The 16,211-nt window shown below is 68.9% G+C and carries 18 protein-coding genes and 2 pseudogenes; 10 read left to right on the plus strand and 10 right to left on the minus strand.

Annotation, left to right across the window (positions count from 1 at the left end; all coding sequences use genetic code 11):
• Nucleotides 1–16: 16 nt before the first annotated feature.
• The 4 genes from leuD to RMO97_RS07770 form a co-directional block, all read right to left on the minus strand.
• Entirely contained in the window at nucleotides 17–628 is a 612-nt protein-coding gene (gene leuD / locus RMO97_RS07755; protein WP_310540082.1) for a 3-isopropylmalate dehydratase small subunit, read from the minus strand.
• 7 nt (nucleotides 629–635) lie between these two features.
• Nucleotides 636–1,487: a VOC family protein gene (locus tag RMO97_RS07760; protein WP_310540083.1), complete on the minus strand. Its 852-nt coding sequence runs from the start codon at nucleotides 1,485–1,487 to the stop codon at nucleotides 636–638.
• Nucleotides 1,484–2,911, minus strand: a complete 1,428-nt coding sequence (leuC, locus tag RMO97_RS07765) for a 3-isopropylmalate dehydratase large subunit (RefSeq protein ID WP_310540108.1) — start codon at nucleotides 2,909–2,911, stop codon at nucleotides 1,484–1,486. The genes RMO97_RS07760 and leuC overlap by 4 nt, the downstream gene beginning before the upstream one ends.
• 79 nt (nucleotides 2,912–2,990) lie before the next feature.
• Nucleotides 2,991–3,968 carry an NAD-dependent epimerase/dehydratase family protein gene (locus RMO97_RS07770; RefSeq protein ID WP_310540085.1) on the minus strand — a complete coding sequence of 326 codons (978 nt, stop codon included), beginning with the start codon at nucleotides 3,966–3,968 and terminating at the stop codon, nucleotides 2,991–2,993.
• Between the two features lie 145 nt (nucleotides 3,969–4,113).
• Between RMO97_RS07770 and RMO97_RS07775 the strand changes: the two genes are divergently transcribed.
• Nucleotides 4,114–5,010 carry a LysR family transcriptional regulator gene (locus tag RMO97_RS07775; protein WP_310540087.1) on the plus strand — a complete coding sequence of 299 codons (897 nt, stop codon included), beginning with the start codon at nucleotides 4,114–4,116 and terminating at the stop codon, nucleotides 5,008–5,010.
• Nucleotides 5,007–5,477, plus strand: coding sequence for a GFA family protein (locus tag RMO97_RS07780; protein WP_310540089.1), 471 nt, complete (start codon nucleotides 5,007–5,009; stop codon nucleotides 5,475–5,477). The genes RMO97_RS07775 and RMO97_RS07780 overlap by 4 nt, the downstream gene beginning before the upstream one ends.
• Nucleotides 5,478–5,536: 59 nt before the next feature.
• Here RMO97_RS07780 and rplS read toward each other — a convergent pair whose 3' ends face one another.
• Complete coding sequence (rplS, locus tag RMO97_RS07785; RefSeq protein ID WP_304698266.1) at nucleotides 5,537–5,950, minus strand: 50S ribosomal protein L19; 414 nt, start codon at nucleotides 5,948–5,950, stop codon at nucleotides 5,537–5,539.
• Between the two features lie 26 nt (nucleotides 5,951–5,976).
• A complete protein-coding gene (gene trmD / locus RMO97_RS07790) occupies nucleotides 5,977–6,687 on the minus strand; it encodes a tRNA (guanosine(37)-N1)-methyltransferase TrmD (protein ID WP_310540091.1) in 711 nt (236 codons plus the stop codon).
• Nucleotides 6,688–6,794: 107 nt separating this feature from the next.
• Here trmD and tesB point away from each other — a divergent pair, with 107 nt between their 5' ends.
• Entirely contained in the window at nucleotides 6,795–7,661 is an 867-nt protein-coding gene (tesB, locus tag RMO97_RS07795; RefSeq protein ID WP_310540093.1) for an acyl-CoA thioesterase II, read from the plus strand.
• 42 nt (nucleotides 7,662–7,703) lie between these two features.
• Here tesB and grpE read toward each other — a convergent pair whose 3' ends face one another.
• Both grpE and hrcA read right to left on the minus strand, forming a co-directional pair.
• Complete coding sequence (grpE, locus tag RMO97_RS07800; RefSeq protein WP_310540094.1) at nucleotides 7,704–8,342, minus strand: nucleotide exchange factor GrpE; 639 nt, start codon at nucleotides 8,340–8,342, stop codon at nucleotides 7,704–7,706.
• 2 nt (nucleotides 8,343–8,344) lie between these two features.
• On the minus strand, nucleotides 8,345–9,421 hold the full coding sequence (gene hrcA, locus RMO97_RS07805) for a heat-inducible transcriptional repressor HrcA (RefSeq protein ID WP_310540095.1): 1,077 nt from the start codon (nucleotides 9,419–9,421) through the stop codon (nucleotides 8,345–8,347).
• A 99-nt stretch (nucleotides 9,422–9,520) separates the two neighbouring features.
• On the opposite strand from hrcA, the gene rph reads away from it, so the two are divergent.
• A complete protein-coding gene (gene rph, locus RMO97_RS07810) occupies nucleotides 9,521–10,240 on the plus strand; it encodes a ribonuclease PH (RefSeq protein ID WP_310540097.1) in 720 nt (239 codons plus the stop codon).
• A 330-nt stretch (nucleotides 10,241–10,570) separates the two neighbouring features.
• On the opposite strand, the gene RMO97_RS07815 is transcribed toward rph, so the two are convergent.
• Both RMO97_RS07815 and RMO97_RS07820 read right to left on the minus strand, forming a co-directional pair.
• Nucleotides 10,571–10,810, minus strand: a complete 240-nt coding sequence (locus RMO97_RS07815) for a helix-turn-helix transcriptional regulator (RefSeq protein ID WP_304776171.1) — start codon at nucleotides 10,808–10,810, stop codon at nucleotides 10,571–10,573.
• A 2-nt stretch (nucleotides 10,811–10,812) separates the two neighbouring features.
• Nucleotides 10,813–11,343 (minus strand): DUF2975 domain-containing protein, encoded by a 531-nt coding sequence (locus RMO97_RS07820; protein ID WP_310540100.1) that lies wholly within the window; start codon nucleotides 11,341–11,343, stop codon nucleotides 10,813–10,815.
• A gap of 421 nt (nucleotides 11,344–11,764) precedes the next feature.
• Between RMO97_RS07820 and RMO97_RS07825 the strand changes: the two genes are divergently transcribed.
• From RMO97_RS07825 to RMO97_RS07850, 6 genes and pseudogenes are all read left to right on the plus strand, one after another.
• Nucleotides 11,765–12,364, plus strand: coding sequence for a non-canonical purine NTP pyrophosphatase (locus RMO97_RS07825; RefSeq protein ID WP_310540101.1), 600 nt, complete (start codon nucleotides 11,765–11,767; stop codon nucleotides 12,362–12,364).
• Nucleotides 12,361–13,504, plus strand: a pseudogene (gene hemW / locus RMO97_RS07830) (radical SAM family heme chaperone HemW). The gene RMO97_RS07825 and the pseudogene hemW overlap by 4 nt, the downstream one beginning before the upstream one ends.
• A gap of 43 nt (nucleotides 13,505–13,547) precedes the next feature.
• A complete protein-coding gene (gene rsmI / locus RMO97_RS07835) occupies nucleotides 13,548–14,420 on the plus strand; it encodes a 16S rRNA (cytidine(1402)-2'-O)-methyltransferase (RefSeq protein ID WP_310540103.1) in 873 nt (290 codons plus the stop codon).
• On the plus strand, nucleotides 14,417–14,791 hold the full coding sequence (locus RMO97_RS07840; protein ID WP_310540105.1) for a YraN family protein: 375 nt from the start codon (nucleotides 14,417–14,419) through the stop codon (nucleotides 14,789–14,791). The genes rsmI and RMO97_RS07840 overlap by 4 nt, the downstream gene beginning before the upstream one ends.
• Before the next feature lie 6 nt (nucleotides 14,792–14,797).
• The gene (locus RMO97_RS07845; RefSeq protein WP_310540106.1) at nucleotides 14,798–15,613 is read left to right on the plus strand and encodes a transglutaminase family protein; all 816 of its coding nucleotides are present in this window, start codon (nucleotides 14,798–14,800) and stop codon (nucleotides 15,611–15,613) included.
• Nucleotides 15,614–15,678: 65 nt separating this feature from the next.
• Nucleotides 15,679–16,211, plus strand: a pseudogene (locus RMO97_RS07850) (glutathione synthase); the annotation flags it as partial.

Raw genomic sequence — 16,211 nt, forward strand, 5'->3', positions numbered from 1 at the left:
CCGGCGATGATGACGGTCACGCCCGTTCCAGCCAGGGCTCGGACAGGGCTCGCTTGCTCTCATAGACGTCGATGTCGGTGGCGGCGGTCAGGGTCTCGCCGATGGCGTCCAGGCCCTGGAGCATCTTGGCCTTGCGCTGCGGGTCGATCTGGAAACTGAACGCCGCGCCCGAGGGCGACACCACCGTCTGGGCCTCAAGGTCGACGGTGACCACGTGGTTGCCGCCCTTGGCCTCTTCCATGAGGGCCTGGACCTCTTCAGGTTTCAGCACCACCGGCAGCAGGCCGTTCTGGAAGCAGTTGTTGTAGAAGATGTCGGCGAAGGAGGTGGAGATCACGCAGCTGATCCCAAAGTCCAGCAGGGCCCAGGGCGCATGCTCGCGGCTCGACCCGCAGCCGAAATTGTCGCCGGCCACCAGGACGCCGACGCCCGAATACTCCGGGCGGTTCAGGACGAAGTCGGTCTTCTCCACCCCCTGCTCGTCGAAGCGAAAGTCGTAGAACAGCCCACGGCCCAGGCCCTCGCGCTCCACGGTCTTGAGGAACTGCTTGGGGATGATCTGGTCGGTGTCGATATTGGCCATGGTCAGTGGGGCCATACGCGCATCGAGCTTGGTGAAGGCTTTCATCGGAAACTCAGGCGTTCTGCTGGATGATCAGGGCCGGGGCCGAGGGCACGCCCGAGCGCAGGGTGAAGACCTTGGTACCGGGCTTGCGGCCCGTGCGGACCTCCGAGACGTCGAAGCCGGCCGCCGCGATCCGGGCGCGGGCCGCGTCGGCGTCGGTGACTCGCCAGGCCAGGCCGCCGAAACGGTCGGGGGCGTCGGACACCGGCAGCTTGAGGCTGGCGCCCATCTCCACCACCGCCGAGCCGCAGCGGAAGAACAGCTGGCGCACGCCCCACTGTTCGTTGGCGCGGTCCAGCCGCAGATCAAGGCCGAGCTTGGCGCCGTAGATGGCGAGCGCCCGGTCGGGATTGGCGGTGTTGATCACCACATGGTCGAGCTCGCTCACCGCCGAGGCTTCGCTCTCGACGGGCGCCGACAACGGCCAGGGCTCGCCGCTGCGGGGCGGATCCACCAGCAGGATGTTCAAGCCGCCGGTGTCGGCGGCGTTGAGCGCGCTGGTGGTCCAGTAGCGTTTGCGGCCATCGTCGTGGGTCGAGCGGGTGGGACCGGGCGCGCTGCCCCGCAGGCCCCGGCGCTCGGCCAGCTTCTGCGAGGCCTCGGCGTTCTCCACCGTGAAGGCGATGGCCCAGATGCCCTCGCCGTGCTCGGCCAGGTGCTGGCGGATCGTGTCGCCGAAGGCGCCCTCGCCATTGGGGCTGATGACATCGAGCGCCATGTTGGGCAGCTGGAACCAGGCGTGGCGGGCGCCGCCGTCGCCGCCGATCCAGTTGGGTTCGCGGCCCAGCAAGGCGCGGTAGCCGGCGACGGCCGCGTCCAGATCGTTCACCGCCAGAGCGATGTGATCTAAGCCCGTGATCACGACATCATCTCCCGGACGTCGACGATGTGGCCTGCGATGGCGGCGGCGGCGGCCATGGCCGGGCTCATCAGGTGGGTGCGTCCGCCCCGGCCCTGGCGGCCCTCGAAGTTGCGGTTGGAGGTCGAGGCGCAGCGTTCCCCTGGCGCCAGTCGGTCGGGGTTCATGCCCAGGCACATCGAGCAGCCCGGCTCGCGCCAGTCGAAGCCGGCGGCCTTGAAGATGGCGTCCAGGCCTTCCTCCTCGGCCTGTTCCTTCACCAGGCCCGAGCCCGGCACCACCAGGGCCCGCACGTGGGGCGCCACCAGGCGGCCGTTCAGGAAGGCGTGCTGGGCCACCGCGGCGGCGGAACGCAGATCCTCGATCCGGCTGTTGGTGCAGGAGCCGATGAACACCACGTCCACCCTGGCCTCGGTGATCGGCTGGCCGGCGATGAGGCCCATATAGTCCAGCGCCCGTTCGGCGGAGATCTTCTTGTCCGGGGTCGCGAAGCTCTCCGGCGCGGGTACGTTTCCGGTCACCGCCACGACGTCCTCAGGCGACGTGCCCCAGGTGACGGTGGGGGCGATGTCGGCGGCGTCCAGCACCACCTCGCGGTCGAACACCGCGTCGTCGTCGGAGAAGAAGGTCTTCCAGTGGGCGAGCGCCATCTCCCAGGCCGCGCCCTTCGGCGTGGCCGGTCGGCCCACCATGTAGTCGAAGGTCTTCTGATCGGGCGCCACGAGACCCGCCCGGGCCCCGGCCTCAATGGCCAGGTTGCAGAGCGTCATGCGGCCTTCCATGGACAGGCCCCGGATGGCCTCCCCGGCATATTCGATCACCGAGCCGGTGCCGCCCGCCGTGCCGATGGCGCCGACGATGGCGAGCGCGAAGTCCTTGGCGCCGACGCCCGGGCCCGGGGTCCCGTTGACGGTGACCCGCAGGTTCTTCGACTTCTTCTGGCGCAGGGTCTGTGTGGCCAGCACGTGCTCGACTTCCGAGGTGCCGATGCCCTGGGCGAGTGCGCCGAAGGCGCCGTGGGTCGAGGTGTGGCTGTCGCCGCAGACGATGGTCATGCCCGGCTGGGTGCGGCCCTGCTCGGGCCCCACCACGTGGACGATCCCGTTGCGGATATCGCCCATCGGGAAGAACTCGATGCCGTTGTCCTTGACGTTGCGCTCCAGGGTCTGGAGCTGCAGGCGCGCCTCCTCATCGGCCACAGCGCCGACGCCGAGCGCCTGGCCCTCGGTGGGGACGTTGTGGTCGGCCACCGCCAGCGTGCGGTCGGGGCGACGCACGGAGCGGCCGGCGGCGCGCAGGCCGGCGAAGGCCTGGGGCGTCGTCACCTCGTGGATCAGGTGCAGGTCGATATAGAGGATCGCCTCGCCGTCTTGCTGCGCAACGACGTGGGCGTCCCAGATCTTGTCGTAAAGGGTCTTGCCGAACATGGGCGGCATGTAGGGTCGCAGGGGCCCTTAAGTCCAGCGCCCGGCGACGAATTCCGCCAGGCCCGCGCAAGGATTTGCCTCAGGCTGCGGCTTTTTGGTCGAGCGGGAGGCAACCTTGACCCTGAAGGGCGGTCCGAAGCGCGGTTTCCAGGGGCGTCTGGGGCTCCGCGCCGAGGGTTTTCACCAGCCGGGCGTTGTCCAGCAGGACGGTGTTGTCCCAGAGGTAGCGCATCTCGGCGAGTTCGCGGAGCATCTCCACGAAGGGGCCCAGGGCGCGGAGGGCCAGCCAGGGGAAGCGCTTCACCGTCAGCCTGCGGCCCGCGACACCCTCCAGGGCGGCGATCATCTCGTCGCCGGTGACCTGATGGCCGCCGAACTGGTAGGCGGCCTGGTCGGGCAGGGTGGCCTCGATATCCGCCAGCCGCGCCATGGTCTCGGCGAGGTCGGGAAGATAGGCCCAGCAGTGGCGAATTTCGCGCGGGCCGGGATAGGCGACGCTTTTCAGCGGCTTGTCCTTGGCCACCAGCCCCTCCGTCAGGAAGGAGCTGGCGCTGACCGGGCCGAAGAAGTCGCCGGCCCGGACCACCAGAGTCCGCACGCCCGCGCTTTCCAGCCGCTGCTCCATCGCCACCCGTATCGCGCCCTTGCGCGTGCTGGGGTTCTGCGGCGCGTCCTCGGCCATCATCGGGAAGGCGTCGGGGCCGTAGTTGTAAACATTGCCCGGGAAGAGGATCCGCGCGCCGGTAGCCTTGGCCGCCGCGATGCTGGCCTCCAGCATGGGCATGGCCAGGCCCGCCCAGTTCCTGTAGCCGGGCGGGCTGGCGGCGTGGACGATCAGCTCCGCGCCCAGCGCCGCCGCTGTCACCTCGGCGGCCGACATGGCGTCGCCCTTCACCCATTCGATGGCCTCCAGGCCGACCGCCTCGCGGGCCGCCCGCGCGGGGTCGCGATGCAGGCCGCGTACGCGCCAGCCGTGGGCCAGCAGCGCGGCGGCCACCTCCCCGCCCACCGATCCCGTCGCCCCAATCACCAGGGCGGTCTTGTCTAACGTCGCCATGTCGCCATCTCTCTTGGAAGCTGCGCGTGACGGGCGCCGGAACCGGTTTCCACTTCCGGCTGTCACGCTGGTGAGAGAACAAAGATCGGCCTCGGGGAGCTCAGACGAAATTGCGGTTATCCGTGACTCAGCTATTCATAAGCGCATGAGCGATCCGACCTGGGACCTGTACCAAAGCCTGCACGCGGTCCTGCAGTCGGGCAGTCTGTCGGCGGCGTCCCGATCCCGGGGCCTGACCCAGCCCACCATCGGCCGGCATATCGAGACGCTGGAACAGCAGCTCGGCGCGCCGCTGTTCCTGCGCAGCCCTCGCGGCCTGACCCCCACCGACCTGGCCCTCAGCCTCAAGGCGCACCTGGAGGAAATGCATGCCGCCGCTTCGGCCGCCGCGCGCGACGCCTCTGGGGCGGCCGACAGCGAGAAGGGCTCGGTCCGCATCGCCGCCAGCCTGATCGTCGGCGTCGAGGTGCTGCCGCAGATCCTGGCCGGCTTCATGGAGCAGCACCCCGAGATCGCCATCGAACTGGTGCTGTCCAACAAGAACGAGGACCTGTCGCGGCGCGACGCCGACATCGCCGTGCGGATGGCCCGCCCGACCCAGGGCGCCCTGGTGGCCCGCAAGGTCGGCATGCTCGGGGTCGGCTTCTACGCCACCCAGGCCTATCTCGACCGCCGCGGCGCGCCCGGCAGCCTTGAGGACCTGGAGGACCACACCATCATCGGTTTCGACCGCGAGCGGCCGCCCCTGGAAGCGCTTTCGGGGATCGACTTCCCGCGCCCCATCACCCGCGAGATCTTCAACTTCCGCACCGACGACGACGCCGCCCAGGTCTCGGCGATCCGAGCCGGCATGGGTATCGGTGGCGTCCAGCACCAGATCGCCCGCCGCGATGGCCTGGTCCCGGTGCTGGCCAACGCCTTCTCCTTCGAACTCGAATGCTGGATCGCCATGCACGAGAACCTGAAGGGCAGCCGCCGCATGCGGCTGATGTTCGACCACCTGGTGGCGGGCCTCGGCGAGTATCTGGGGCGCAAGGGATGAGCCGCCTGCCCGAATTTCCCATCGAGGGCGGCTGCGCCTGCGGGGCCATCCGCTATCGGCTGAACGCGCCTCCGATCGCGGTCTATACCTGCCATTGCAGCGACTGCCAGTCCCTGACCGGCAGCGCCTTTTCCATGGCCATGCCGGTGTTCCGCAAGGATTTTGAGATCACCCGGGGCGACCCGGCCAACTGGCCGCGCCAGGCCAGTTCGGGGACCGTGATCCCCCAGCGCTTCTGCCCCGACTGCGGCGTGCGGGTCTTCACCGAGCCGCCCGGCGGCCCGCATTCCCTGACCCTCCGGCCAGGAACCCTGGACGAAACCGACTGGCTGCGCCCGGTCTCGGCCTTCTGGGTAAGGAGCGCCCAGCCCTGGGTCCAGTTCGCCGACGATGTCCTGCAGTATGAGACACAGCCCACCGACTTCGTTCCGGTGATGCAGGCCTGGAAGGCTTGGGTTGAGGGCTGAAATGAAAACGGCGGCCCCGTCGCCAGGGCCGCCGTTTGAAACTCGTAGGGTCGGAAGACCTAGTCCTCGGCGGTTTCCGCCGGGGTGACGGTTTCCGGCTTGGCCGCGCCGCCGGTGTAGGAGCGTTCGGCGATCCGGGCCGACTTCCCGCGACGGTCGCGCAGGTAATAGAGCTTGGCGCGCCGCACGACGCCGCGGCGCTTCACCTCGATGGACTCGATCATCGGCGAGTGGGTCGGGAACACCCGCTCCACGCCTTCGCCGAAGGAGATCTTGCGGACGGTGAAGCTCTCGTTGATGCCGCCGCCCTGACGGGCGATGCAGACACCTTCATAGGCCTGGACGCGCTCGCGCTCGCCTTCCTTGATCTTCACGTTGACGCGAAGGGTGTCGCCAGCTTGGAAGTCGGGGATCTTGCGGGTGGCGAGAAGGCGGTTGCGCTCTTCGTCTTCCAGCTGCTGGATGATGTTCATTTAGGTGGTCCTCTAGGTCTTCGGGCTTAATCGCCCTTTGGCTGTTGATTGGCGGTTCGCCGCGCCCACAAGTCCGGCCGCTGCTTCCGCGTCGTCGCTTCGCGCTGCTCAGCTCTCCAATTACGCACCAGGGCGTGATGGCCGCTCAGCAACACCTCGGGGATATCCAGGCCTTCGAACGTCCGCGGTCGCGTATATTGCGGACCTTCAAGGAGCCCATCCTCGAAGCTTTCTTCACTCAAACTCTCGGCCTGCCCCAACACACCGGGGACCAGCCGTACGCACGCCTCGATCGTCACCAGGGCCGCCGCCTCGCCACCAGCGAGCACCGCGTCGCCGACGGCGACCTCCTCGAACCCGCGCGCGTCGAGCACCCGCTGGTCCACCCCCTCGAACCGGCCGGCCAGGACGATCAGCCCAGGCCCGTCAGCCCATTCTCGAACCCGCGCCTGGGTCAGGGGCTGACCCCGGGCGCTCATATACAAAAGCGGCCGCCCTCGCCGCTCCACGCTGTCCAGCGCAGAGGCGATGACGTCCGCTCGCATCACCTGTCCCGGGCCGCCACCCGCGGGGGTGTCGTCCAGGAAGCCGCGCTTATCCTTGGAAAATCCCCGAATGTCCACCGTTTCCAAGGACCACAGACCCTGCTCGCGCCAGGCCGTGCCGATCAGCGAAACGCCAAGCGGACCCGGGAAGGCCTCGGGAAACATGGTCAGGACGGCGGCGTCGAAGGACATCTGCGGCTTTTGGACCATCGGGCCGCGTAATTCTACCGCCTTGCCCGAGCGCCGCTATGGGCCTAATTCAGCGCCTTTCGCACTTGCAGCATATTCCGAGACCCATAATGGACACCCCCGAGAGCCTGCCCGAGACCCTGTCGCTGGAACGCCTGGAGCTCAACCTGTTCCGGGGCGTCAGTCCGTCCATGGGACCGGGCCGCATCTTCGGGGGCCAGGTGATCGCCCAGTCCCTGCTGGCGGCATATGAAACGGTCGAGGACCGAGTCTGCCACTCGCTGCACTGCTACTTCATCCGTCCGGGCGATCCCCGCGTGCCGATCGTCTTCGACGTCGACCGCTCGCGCGATGGCGGCACCTTCACCACCCGGCGCGTGGTGGCAATCCAGAACGGCAAGCAGATCTTCAACCTGGCGGCCTCCTTCCAGGTGCTGGAAGAGGGCTTCGAACACCAGGCGCCCATGCCCGAGGTTCCCGCGCCCGACGACCTCGAGGACGATGCCGTCAAGCAGCGCAAGATGATGGAGAAGGCCCCGGAAGAGATGCGCAAGATGATGTCGCGCCCGCGGCCCATCGAGATGCGTTCAGTCGGTCCGTCGTCCTGGAGCAAGGGCCCCAAGCCCGCCGAGAACAGCGTCTGGTTCCGCGCCACGGCCCCCATCGGCGCCGACCCGCACATGCACCAGGTGATCATGGCCTATGCCTCGGACATGAACATGCTCTCGACCGCCATGCGGCCGCACCGCGTGGAATGGCAGACCCCCGGCCTGCAGTCGGCCAGCCTCGACCACGCCATGTGGTTCCACAAGCCGTCGAACTTCAACGAATGGCACCTCTACCACCAGGACAGCCCCTCGGCGTCGGGCGGTCGGGGCTTCGTACGCGGCTCGATCTACGACCAGAAGGGCGACCTCGTCGCCTCGGTCACCCAGGAAGGCCTGATCCGCCTGCGCAAGCCGGACGCGAAGGTCTAAGAGACCCGCTCACCCCGGCGAAGGCCGGGATGTGCGGCCAGGTCAGGCCTTGGTGTCCACCGCGTCGCCGTCGTGAGAGGCGTCGTGGCTGGCGTCGTTGGCCGCATAGGGATTGACCGGAGCGCCCGTGGGTTCCGCGCCGGCGGCGCTCGGCCCCGTGGAGCCCTTGGCCGCCACCACCACCATGGCCGGGCGGATCAGCCGGCCCAGCAGTTCGTAGCCCGGCTGCAGCACCTGGATCACGCCCCCGGCGCCGACCTCGTTGGAGGGCTGCTCCATCATGGCCTGGTGCTGGTGCGGGTCGAACTTCACGCCCTTCTCGGGCTCGATCTTCTTCAGCCCATTGGTCTCGAAGGCGGCCTGCAGCGACTTGGCCGTCATCTCCACGCCGACGACGAAGTTCTTCACCACCGTGTCGGCGCTGTCGGTCGGCGCCGCGGCCAGCGCGCGGCCCATGTTGTCGGCGGCGGCCAGCAGGTCCTTGCCGAACTTCTGGATGGCGTAGGCCCGCGCATCATTGGCCTCGCGCTCGGCGCGGCGGCGCGTGTTCTCCGCCTCGGCGGCGTAGCGCAGCACCTGCTCCTTCAGCCCCTTGTTCTCGGCTGTGAGGGCCTCGATGTGGTCGATCGCCGCATCTGCGATCTCGTTGACGTCTTCGGCCGGCGTATGATCGTCGGACATGTTCAATCCTTCACGCGTTCTCGGACCTGGGACAGCACGCGGGCGGTATAGTCCACCAGCGGGATGACCCGGGCATAGTTTAGGCGGGCCGGACCGATCACTCCGATCGCGCCCAGCACCTTCTGACCGCCCGTCATATAGGGCGCGGCGATCACGGCGGAACCCGAAAGCGAAAACAGCCGGGTTTCGGCTCCGATAAAGATGCGCACGCCCTGGGCTTCGTTGACCCCGTCCAGCAGCCCGATGAGCTGTTCCTTCTGTTCGAGGTCGTCGAACAGCATCCTAACGCGCTCGAGGTCGTCCAGGGTCTCCGGGTCGGCCAGAAGATTGCCGCGGCCCCGGACGATCAGGGCGCGCTCGGCCACCTCGCCTCCGCCCCAGGCGGCCAGGCCGTCCTCCACAAGCCGGGCCGCGGTCTCGTTGAGCTGCTGGCGGGCGGTGTCCAGTTCGGTGCGCATCTCGCGCCCCGCCTCGGCCAGGGTTTTGCCGCGCAGGCGGGTGTTGAGGAAGTTCGACGCCTCCTGCAGGGCGCTCGGCGTGACGCCGGCGGTCAGGGCCATGAGGCGGTTCTCCACCGCCCCGTCGTCGAACACCATGACGGCGAGCGCCTGGTCGGCCGAGAGCGACACGAACTCCACGTGCTTGACGCCAGCGTCGCGCACCGGGGTGACCACCACGCCGGCCCCGCCCGCCAGACCCGAGAGGATGGCGCTGGCCTCGTTGAGGGCGTCGTCGAAGGTCTGGCCGCGGCCGGTGAGCCGGTGCTCGATGGACCGCCGCTCTTCCTCGCCGACGTCGCCCACCTCCATCAGGCCGTCGACGAACAGGCGCAGGCCCGCATGGGTCGGTAGCCGGCCGGCGCTGACATGAGGCGCCCCCAGCAGGCCGAGCTGGGTCAGGTCCTGCATGGTGTTGCGGATCGAGGCGGGGGACAGATGCACCCCCCCCTTGGAAAGCGTGCGCGAGCCCACCGGGTCGCCGGTCTCCAGATAGCTTTCCACGACGCGGCGGAAGATGTCGCGGGCGCGCTCATCCAGGGCGGCAAGCGAAGGCCCGCCGGTCAGGAGCGAGCTGGTCAAGGAGCTAGGCAGGTCAGAACCATGGACGGAACCTCTGTATTCTAGGATAAGCGCGACCCTCTGCGGCGCAAGACGTCGCGCTCATATCCGAGCCCTTCCATGCGCCCTTCTGACCGTACTCCCGAGCTTCTTCGCGCCGTGACCATCGAAACTGGGGTCAATCGCTATGCGGAGGGCTCCTGCCTGATCACCTTTGGCCACACCAAGGTGCTGATCACCGCCAGCGTCGAGGACCGGGTCCCGGGCTTCATGCGCGGCCGCGGCCAGGGCTGGGTCACCGCCGAATACGGCATGCTGCCCAGGGCCACCCACACCCGGGGCCGCCGCGAGGCCTCGGAGGGCAAGCAGTCGGGACGCACCCAGGAGATCCAGCGCCTGATCGGCCGCTCCCTGCGCGCCATCATCAACCCGACCCTGCTGGGGGAGCGCCAGATCTCCATCGACTGCGATGTCATTCAGGCCGACGGCGGTACGCGCACCGCCGCCATCACTGGCGCCTGGGTCGCACTACGCCAGGCGGTGAACTACCTGATGGAGGAAGGCCTGATCACCCAGGACCCGATCACCGACCAGGTCGCGGCCATTTCCTGCGGCATCTACAACGGCGTTCCGGTCCTCGACCTGGAATACGAGGAAGACTCGAACGCCGAGGCCGACGCCAACTTCGTGCTCACCGGCTCGGGCGATATCGTCGAGATTCAGGCCACCGGCGAGAAGCGCGGCTTCAGCCAGGATGAATTCGAGGCCCTGTTCAGCCTGGCCCGCAAGGGGATCGGCGAACTCTGCGTCCTACAGCAGGAAGCCGGCGCGCGGAAATAGAATGCAAAACGGGCGGCCCTGGAGAGGACCGCCCGCTTCAAACGTGACACCGCTGGAGAGCGATGGGTACGGGTCTTAGAGACCGTTCAGCAGCTGGCGGAAGGCCGAGGCGGGCAGGCGGGCCAGCTCTTCGGCGAAGGGAGCCATCAGGCGGTCGATCAGGCTTTCAATGGCGCGAGCCATGGGTAGCTCCTTTGTGCAATGCAGCAATTGTTGCGGTGCATATAGGAGCGAAAGCCTTACCTGACAATATCTAAGCACCGCTCAGTCGAACTTTTTTGCACACGCGCGCACAGTTTTTTATCGCGCTGCATCATCACGTCGCCGTGTTCAGCCGTCATCGTCGTCCGGCAGGTCGTCAGAGGGCCCAGCCTCGTAGTGCAGCAGGTCACCGGGCTGGCAGTCCAGTTCGCGGCACAGGGCCGCCAGGGTGGAAAAACGCACGGCGCGGGCCTTGCCGGTCTTAAGGATCGACAGGTTGGCGATGGTGACGCCAACGCGGTCGGCGAGTTCGGTGAGCGACATGCGGCGTTCCAGAAGCACGCGGTCGAGCAGGACACGAATAGGCATGGTCAGATCGTCAGCTCCGCTTCGCGGCGCAGGCGCGCGCCTTCGCGGAACACCTCAGCGAGCACAAACACCACCAGCACTGAGAACCAGGCCGTCAGGCTGAGACCCTGGCTGCTCTTGGTCTGGGCGAGGTCCAGCCAGTCGCCAGCGAAGCGGACGGCGTAGCGCACCAGTTCCAGGCTGCCGAGCGCCAGGCCGATCACCCGCAGGCGCAGCACATTGTCCGGATGGAAGGGGTCTCCGGCCGTCAGTGTGGCGAAGATTTGGCGCAAACGCGCCACGATCACCTGCAGGCCGGCCATGTAGAGGGCCGCAGCGAGCAGGCCTCCGGCCAGGACAGGACCGCGGCTGACCACCGACGCCCCCTCGGCGCTCAGGGACAGGTTGGCGATCAACTCGGGATTGAAGCTCAGCAGCAGGGCGGCCAGCATCAGGACGCCGACGACGCCGACGCCGATCCACAGGGCGACATAGACCACATCGAGGATGATCTTCAGGAAGCTCGAAACCGAGCCGGGCCCCAGGGCGCGCATCAACTGTATCTCCCCGCTGGTGTGGCGCCGCCGCCAACGCGGCGGCTGGCGGCGGGAAGCGTCTGGCTTGACCACGTCAGTCTAGCTGACCAGCGAGCCGGCCACCAAGGCCACCACGGGAAGGGCGGCGAGGACGATCACGACTTGCATCAGAGCGCGGTCCATCCAGGTCATCACAGGCGAAATCATCACTTCATCTCCAGGTTCGCCCCGCCTCGGCGGTGCTTGGGGTGGTGGGCGGCCCATCGCCGCCCGATGTCGATAGTCAATATGAGCGCATCGCTTTTCGATCAAGATAATTATCGAAAAACGATATGAAACATTGGTAATGTTGAGCTTGAGCCTGCGCAAAGCCTTGCAATTGAACGCCTCGCGCGTGGCGACTATGGTCCGCCGTCCCGCCCGAACCGGAGGTTTTCCCATGGCGCTCAAGCTCGAACCCGGCGCGCGGCTGGTGGTGGCGACCCACAATCCGGGCAAGGTCGTGGAGATCGCCGCCATCCTGGAGAACCGCTTCTTCCTGCTGACCGCCGGCGAGCTGGGCCTGGCCGAGCCCGACGAGACCGAGACCACCTTCGTCGGCAACGCCCTGCTGAAGGCCCGCGCCGCCGCCGACGCCAGCGGCCTGATCGCCCTGGCCGACGATTCCGGCCTGTCGGTATCGGCCCTGGACGGCGCCCCGGGCATCTTCTCAGCGCGCTGGGCGGGGCCGGGGAAGGACTTCGCCGTGGCCATTGGCAAGGTCCAGGAACGGGTGGAGGAGAGCGGGTCGGAGGATCTCTCCTGCTGGTTCACCAGCGCGCTCGCCGTCGCCTGGCCGGACGGCCCCGCCGTCGTCGTCGAGGGCCGGGTGGACGGGACCTTGACCTTTCCCGGGCGCGGAACCCGGGGCTTCGGCTACGACCCCATCTTCACGCCGCTCGGCCACGACCTGACCTTCGGGGAGATGGACCCCGCCGCCAAGGACGCCATGAGCCACCGGGCTCTGGCCTTCGCCAAGCTCAAGGCCGCCATACTTTGAAGAGCCTGGGGGTCTATATCCATTGGCCCTACTGCGCGCGCATCTGCCCCTATTGCGACTTCAACGTCCTGCGCGACCGGGGGCGGGGCGTTGAACAGCTCGCCCTGAAGGACGCCATCCTCGCCGACCTGCGCCGCCACCGGGAGCTGACCAGCCCCCGCGAACTGACCTCCATCTTCCTGGGGGGCGGCACGCCGTCCCTGATGGATCCCGACTGGGCTGGGGAGATGATCGCGCTCTGCATGAGCCTCTGGACGCCCGCGCCGGACCTGGAGATCACCCTGGAGGCCAATCCCACCGACGCCGAGGCCGGGCGGTTCGCGGGCTTCGCCGCCGCCGGGGTGCAGCGCCTGTCCCTTGGCGTCCAGGCCCTGGACGACGCCAGCCTCGCCCTGCTGGGCCGCAACCACGGGGCCAATGAGGCCCGCCGCGCCGCCGCCCTGGGCGCGAGGCTGTTCCCGACTCTCGCTGGACCTGATCTATGCCCGCCCCGGCCAGACCGCCGACGCCTGGCGGGCCGAACTTGGCGAGGCTATCGGCCTGGGCGCCGAACACCTGTCGCCCTACCAGCTCACCATCGAGGCCGGCACCGCCTTCGACCGCGCGGTGAAGCGCGGCGCCCTGCTTCCTCCGGCTGAGGACCTCGCCGCCGAATTGTTCGACGTCACCCAGGAGACCCTGACCGACGCCGGCTTCACCGCCTACGAGGTTTCCAATCATGCGCGGGGCGAGGCCGCCCGCTCCCGCCACAACCTCGTCTATTGGCGCGGCCAGGACTATGTGGGCGCCGGCCCAGGCGCCCATGGCCGCCTGACCCTGGACGGCGCCCGCACCGCCACCTTCGCCGCGACCAGGCCCGCGGACTACATCGCCCAGGTCGCCGAGACCGGTCTCGGTTGGTCGACCCGCGAGATGCTCACGGCGCGGCAGGCCGCCGAGGAGCGCCTGCTGGCCGGCCTGCGGATCGAGGACGGGGTGGCCTTCGCCGAGATCGCCGCATTGACCCTCCAGCCCAGCCATCCGGAGGTGCGCAGCCTGATCGACGCCGGCCTCCTCGCCCCCGATCCGGACCGCCTGCGGGCCACCCCGGCGGGGCGCCTGGTCCTCAACTGGGTCACCAGCCGGCTGGCGCTCGCCTGAGCCCAAGCTTGCCATGGGCGGCCGAACCGGTGATTCCTCGCCCATGTCCCCCCGCCCGCCGCCACCCGAACTGTCGCAAGCGCTCCTGGCGCCCGGCCTCTACCTGGTGGCGACGCCGATCGGCAATCTGCGGGACATCACCCTGCGCGCCCTCGACGTACTCTCGGCCTGCGACCTGGTCCTGGCCGAGGACACCCGGGTGGCGGGCAAGCTGCTGAGCGCCTACGGCCTGTCGAAGAAGCTGGAGCGCTATGACGAGCACTCCGCCGACCGGGCCGGGCCGAAAGCCCTGCAGATCCTGAGCGAAGGCGGCCGGGTCGCCCTGGTGTCCGACGCGGGCACGCCCCTGGTCTCCGATCCGGGCTACCGCCTGGCCAGAGAAGCCATGGCCGACGGTCTGCCGGTCTATCCGATCCCCGGCGCCTCAGCCCTGCTGGCGGGGCTCACGGTCGCGGGCCTTCCCACCGACCGCTTCCTGTTCGCCGGCTTTCCACCCCCCAAGAGCGCCGCGCGGCAGACCTTCTTCCAGGAGCTGGCCGGGCTGCGGGCCACCCTGGTGTTCTTCGAGGGCGGCTCCCGCGTCGCCGCCAGCCTCGCCGACATGGCCGCCGTCTTCGGCCCACGGGAGGCCGCCGTCGCCCGCGAGCTCACCAAGCTCTACGAGACCGTGACCCGGGCGCCCCTCGACCAGCTTGCCGCCGACAAGCGGTTCGCCGCGCCCAAGGGCGAGTTCGTCATCGTCGTCGGCCCCGGCCGCGAGGAGGCCGCCACGCAGGCTGATGTCGATACAGCCCTGCTCCAGGCCCTGGAGCGCCTGGGCACGGCCGACGCCGCCAGCGAGGTGGCCAAGGCCTTGGGCCTGCCCCGCCGCGACCTCTACAAGCGCGCCATGGCCCTCAAGGACGCCAGGCCGTGAACCCCATCCGCCAGGCGCGCGGGGCTGCGGCCCGGCTCTCTGGCCGTCGCGCCGAGGTCTGGGCGGCGATCTGGTTGATGCTGAAGGGTTACCGCATCCTGGGCTTTCGCCTGAAGACCCCCCAGGCCGAGATCGACCTGCTGGCCCACCGGGGCGGGGTTTTGGCTGTGGTCGAGGTCAAGTCGCGCACGACCATGCTGGCGGCGATGGAGGCGGTCAGCGCCGATCAGCGGGCCCGGCTGCGGCGCGCCGGGGCCACCCTGGCCGCCCGCCGGCCGGCGCTGCACAACGCCGCCGTGCGTCTCGATCTTATCGCCCTCGCGCCGGGCAGACTTCCAAGACATAGTCCAGACGCCTGGAGAGGTGCGTGAGTTGTCATGAGTCGCGAAGACGCTGAGGCCTATCTGACCCAAGCAGGGCAGTGCGTGGACGGCGACTTCCCCCTGCTGGAAGCCGCCATCGCCTGCGCCCTGCACGAGGACCCCAGCCGCGACGCCCAGCAGGCCCGCGACCTCGGCGAATCCGGGATTGAGCATCTGACCCAGCGCCTGGTCACCGAAAGTCCAGAGGAGGCCCTGGCCGAGACCATGGCCGGGGACCTGGCCCTGGGGGGAGACCTCTTCACCTACGAACACCCCGACAACGCCGACATCCTTTCGGTGGCCGAGCGCCGCAAGGGCCTGCCGGTGGCCCTGGGAATCTACTACCTGCATGTCGCGCGAAGGTGCGGTCTCACCGTCCAGGGCGTCGACTTCCCCGGCCACTTCCTGCTGCGGATCGAGACCCACGAGGGGCCCCTGGCGCTCGACCCCTATAGCGAGGGCCGGGTGGTCCTGCCCTCGGAGCTCACCCGGCGGGCCCTGCACGCCGGCCTCACCCCCAATGTCGCCGACCGCCTGGACCGGCTGATGGCGCCCGCCCCCGACCGCGCCGTGCTGATGCGGCTGCAGAACAACATCTTCGCTCGCGCCGTGACGGCCCGTGACTTCGGCCGCGCCGAACGCGCCGCCCTGCGCCGCGCCCTGCTGGACCCCAGCGATCACCGCCCCTGGCTGGACGTCGCCGCCGCCCGAGAGGGCCAAGGCGCCCTGGCCGGCGCCCTCCAGGCCCTGGCCCAGGCCTCGACCCTGGACGGCGGCGCAGCCCTGGCCGCCCGGGCCCACCGCGAGCGCGTGCGGCTGCAACTCAACTAAGCAGCGCTGGCGCTCGCACCCGCCCCGACCTATCTGAACGCCTCAGCTTGCAAGGAAGCCCGCCCATGTCCCTGAAGGTCGCCGTCCAGATGGACCCCCTGGAGGGGATCAATATCGAAGGCGATACGACCTTCCTGATGATGCAGTCGGCCCAGGAACGGGGCCACACCCTGTGGGTCTACACCCCGGAGCGCATGGCCCTGGAGAGCGGCAGGCTCACCGCCAAGGGCCGTTCGGTGACCGTCCAGCCCGTGAAGGGCGACCACGCCGCCTTCGGCCCGTGGGAGACCCGCGACCTGTCGGACTTCGATGTCGTCCTGCTGCGCCAGGACCCGCCCTTCGACATGGCCTACATCACCTCGACCCACTTCCTGGACGCCATCCACCCCAAGACCCTGGTGGTGAACAACCCCACCGAGGTGCGCAACGCGCCGGAAAAGCTGTTCGTCACCACCTTCCCCGGCGTGCAGCCGCCGACCCTGATCACCTCCGATCTCGAGGCGATCTATGAGTTCCGCGCCCGCCAGGGCGATATCGTGCTCAAGCCCCTGAACGGCGCGGGCGGCTCGGGCGTGGCCCGGCTGCTGGCCGACGACCC

Origin of the sequence: Phenylobacterium sp. (genome assembly GCF_031425575.1) — a bacterium.
Taxonomy (GTDB): Bacteria; Pseudomonadota; Alphaproteobacteria; order Caulobacterales; family Caulobacteraceae; genus Phenylobacterium.

Excerpts from the sequence above, each read along its gene's own strand:
- trmD (WP_310540091.1), bottom strand. The coding sequence starts at position 6,687 with ATGTCCTTCGACGCCGCCGTCCTGACCATGTTTCCCGAGGCCTTCCCG.
- rph (WP_310540097.1), top strand. The coding sequence starts at position 9,521 with ATGCGCCCTTCTGACCGTACTCCCGAGCTTCTTCGCGCCGTGACCATC.
- leuD (WP_310540082.1), bottom strand. The coding sequence starts at position 628 with ATGAAAGCCTTCACCAAGCTCGATGCGCGTATGGCCCCACTGACCATG.
- RMO97_RS07780 (WP_310540089.1), top strand. The coding sequence starts at position 5,007 with ATGAGCCGCCTGCCCGAATTTCCCATCGAGGGCGGCTGCGCCTGCGGG.
- RMO97_RS07825 (WP_310540101.1), top strand. The coding sequence starts at position 11,765 with ATGGCGCTCAAGCTCGAACCCGGCGCGCGGCTGGTGGTGGCGACCCAC.
- RMO97_RS07815 (WP_304776171.1), bottom strand. The coding sequence starts at position 10,810 with ATGCCTATTCGTGTCCTGCTCGACCGCGTGCTTCTGGAACGCCGCATG.
- rsmI (WP_310540103.1), top strand. The coding sequence starts at position 13,548 with ATGTCCCCCCGCCCGCCGCCACCCGAACTGTCGCAAGCGCTCCTGGCG.
- grpE (WP_310540094.1), bottom strand. The coding sequence starts at position 8,342 with ATGTCCGACGATCATACGCCGGCCGAAGACGTCAACGAGATCGCAGAT.
- RMO97_RS07770 (WP_310540085.1), bottom strand. The coding sequence starts at position 3,968 with ATGGCGACGTTAGACAAGACCGCCCTGGTGATTGGGGCGACGGGATCG.
- tesB (WP_310540093.1), top strand. The coding sequence starts at position 6,795 with ATGGACACCCCCGAGAGCCTGCCCGAGACCCTGTCGCTGGAACGCCTG.
- RMO97_RS07845 (WP_310540106.1), top strand. The coding sequence starts at position 14,798 with ATGAGTCGCGAAGACGCTGAGGCCTATCTGACCCAAGCAGGGCAGTGC.
- leuC (WP_310540108.1), bottom strand. The coding sequence starts at position 2,911 with ATGTTCGGCAAGACCCTTTACGACAAGATCTGGGACGCCCACGTCGTT.
- RMO97_RS07820 (WP_310540100.1), bottom strand. The coding sequence starts at position 11,343 with ATGCGCGCCCTGGGGCCCGGCTCGGTTTCGAGCTTCCTGAAGATCATC.
- RMO97_RS07775 (WP_310540087.1), top strand. The coding sequence starts at position 4,114 with ATGAGCGATCCGACCTGGGACCTGTACCAAAGCCTGCACGCGGTCCTG.
- rplS (WP_304698266.1), bottom strand. The coding sequence starts at position 5,950 with ATGAACATCATCCAGCAGCTGGAAGACGAAGAGCGCAACCGCCTTCTC.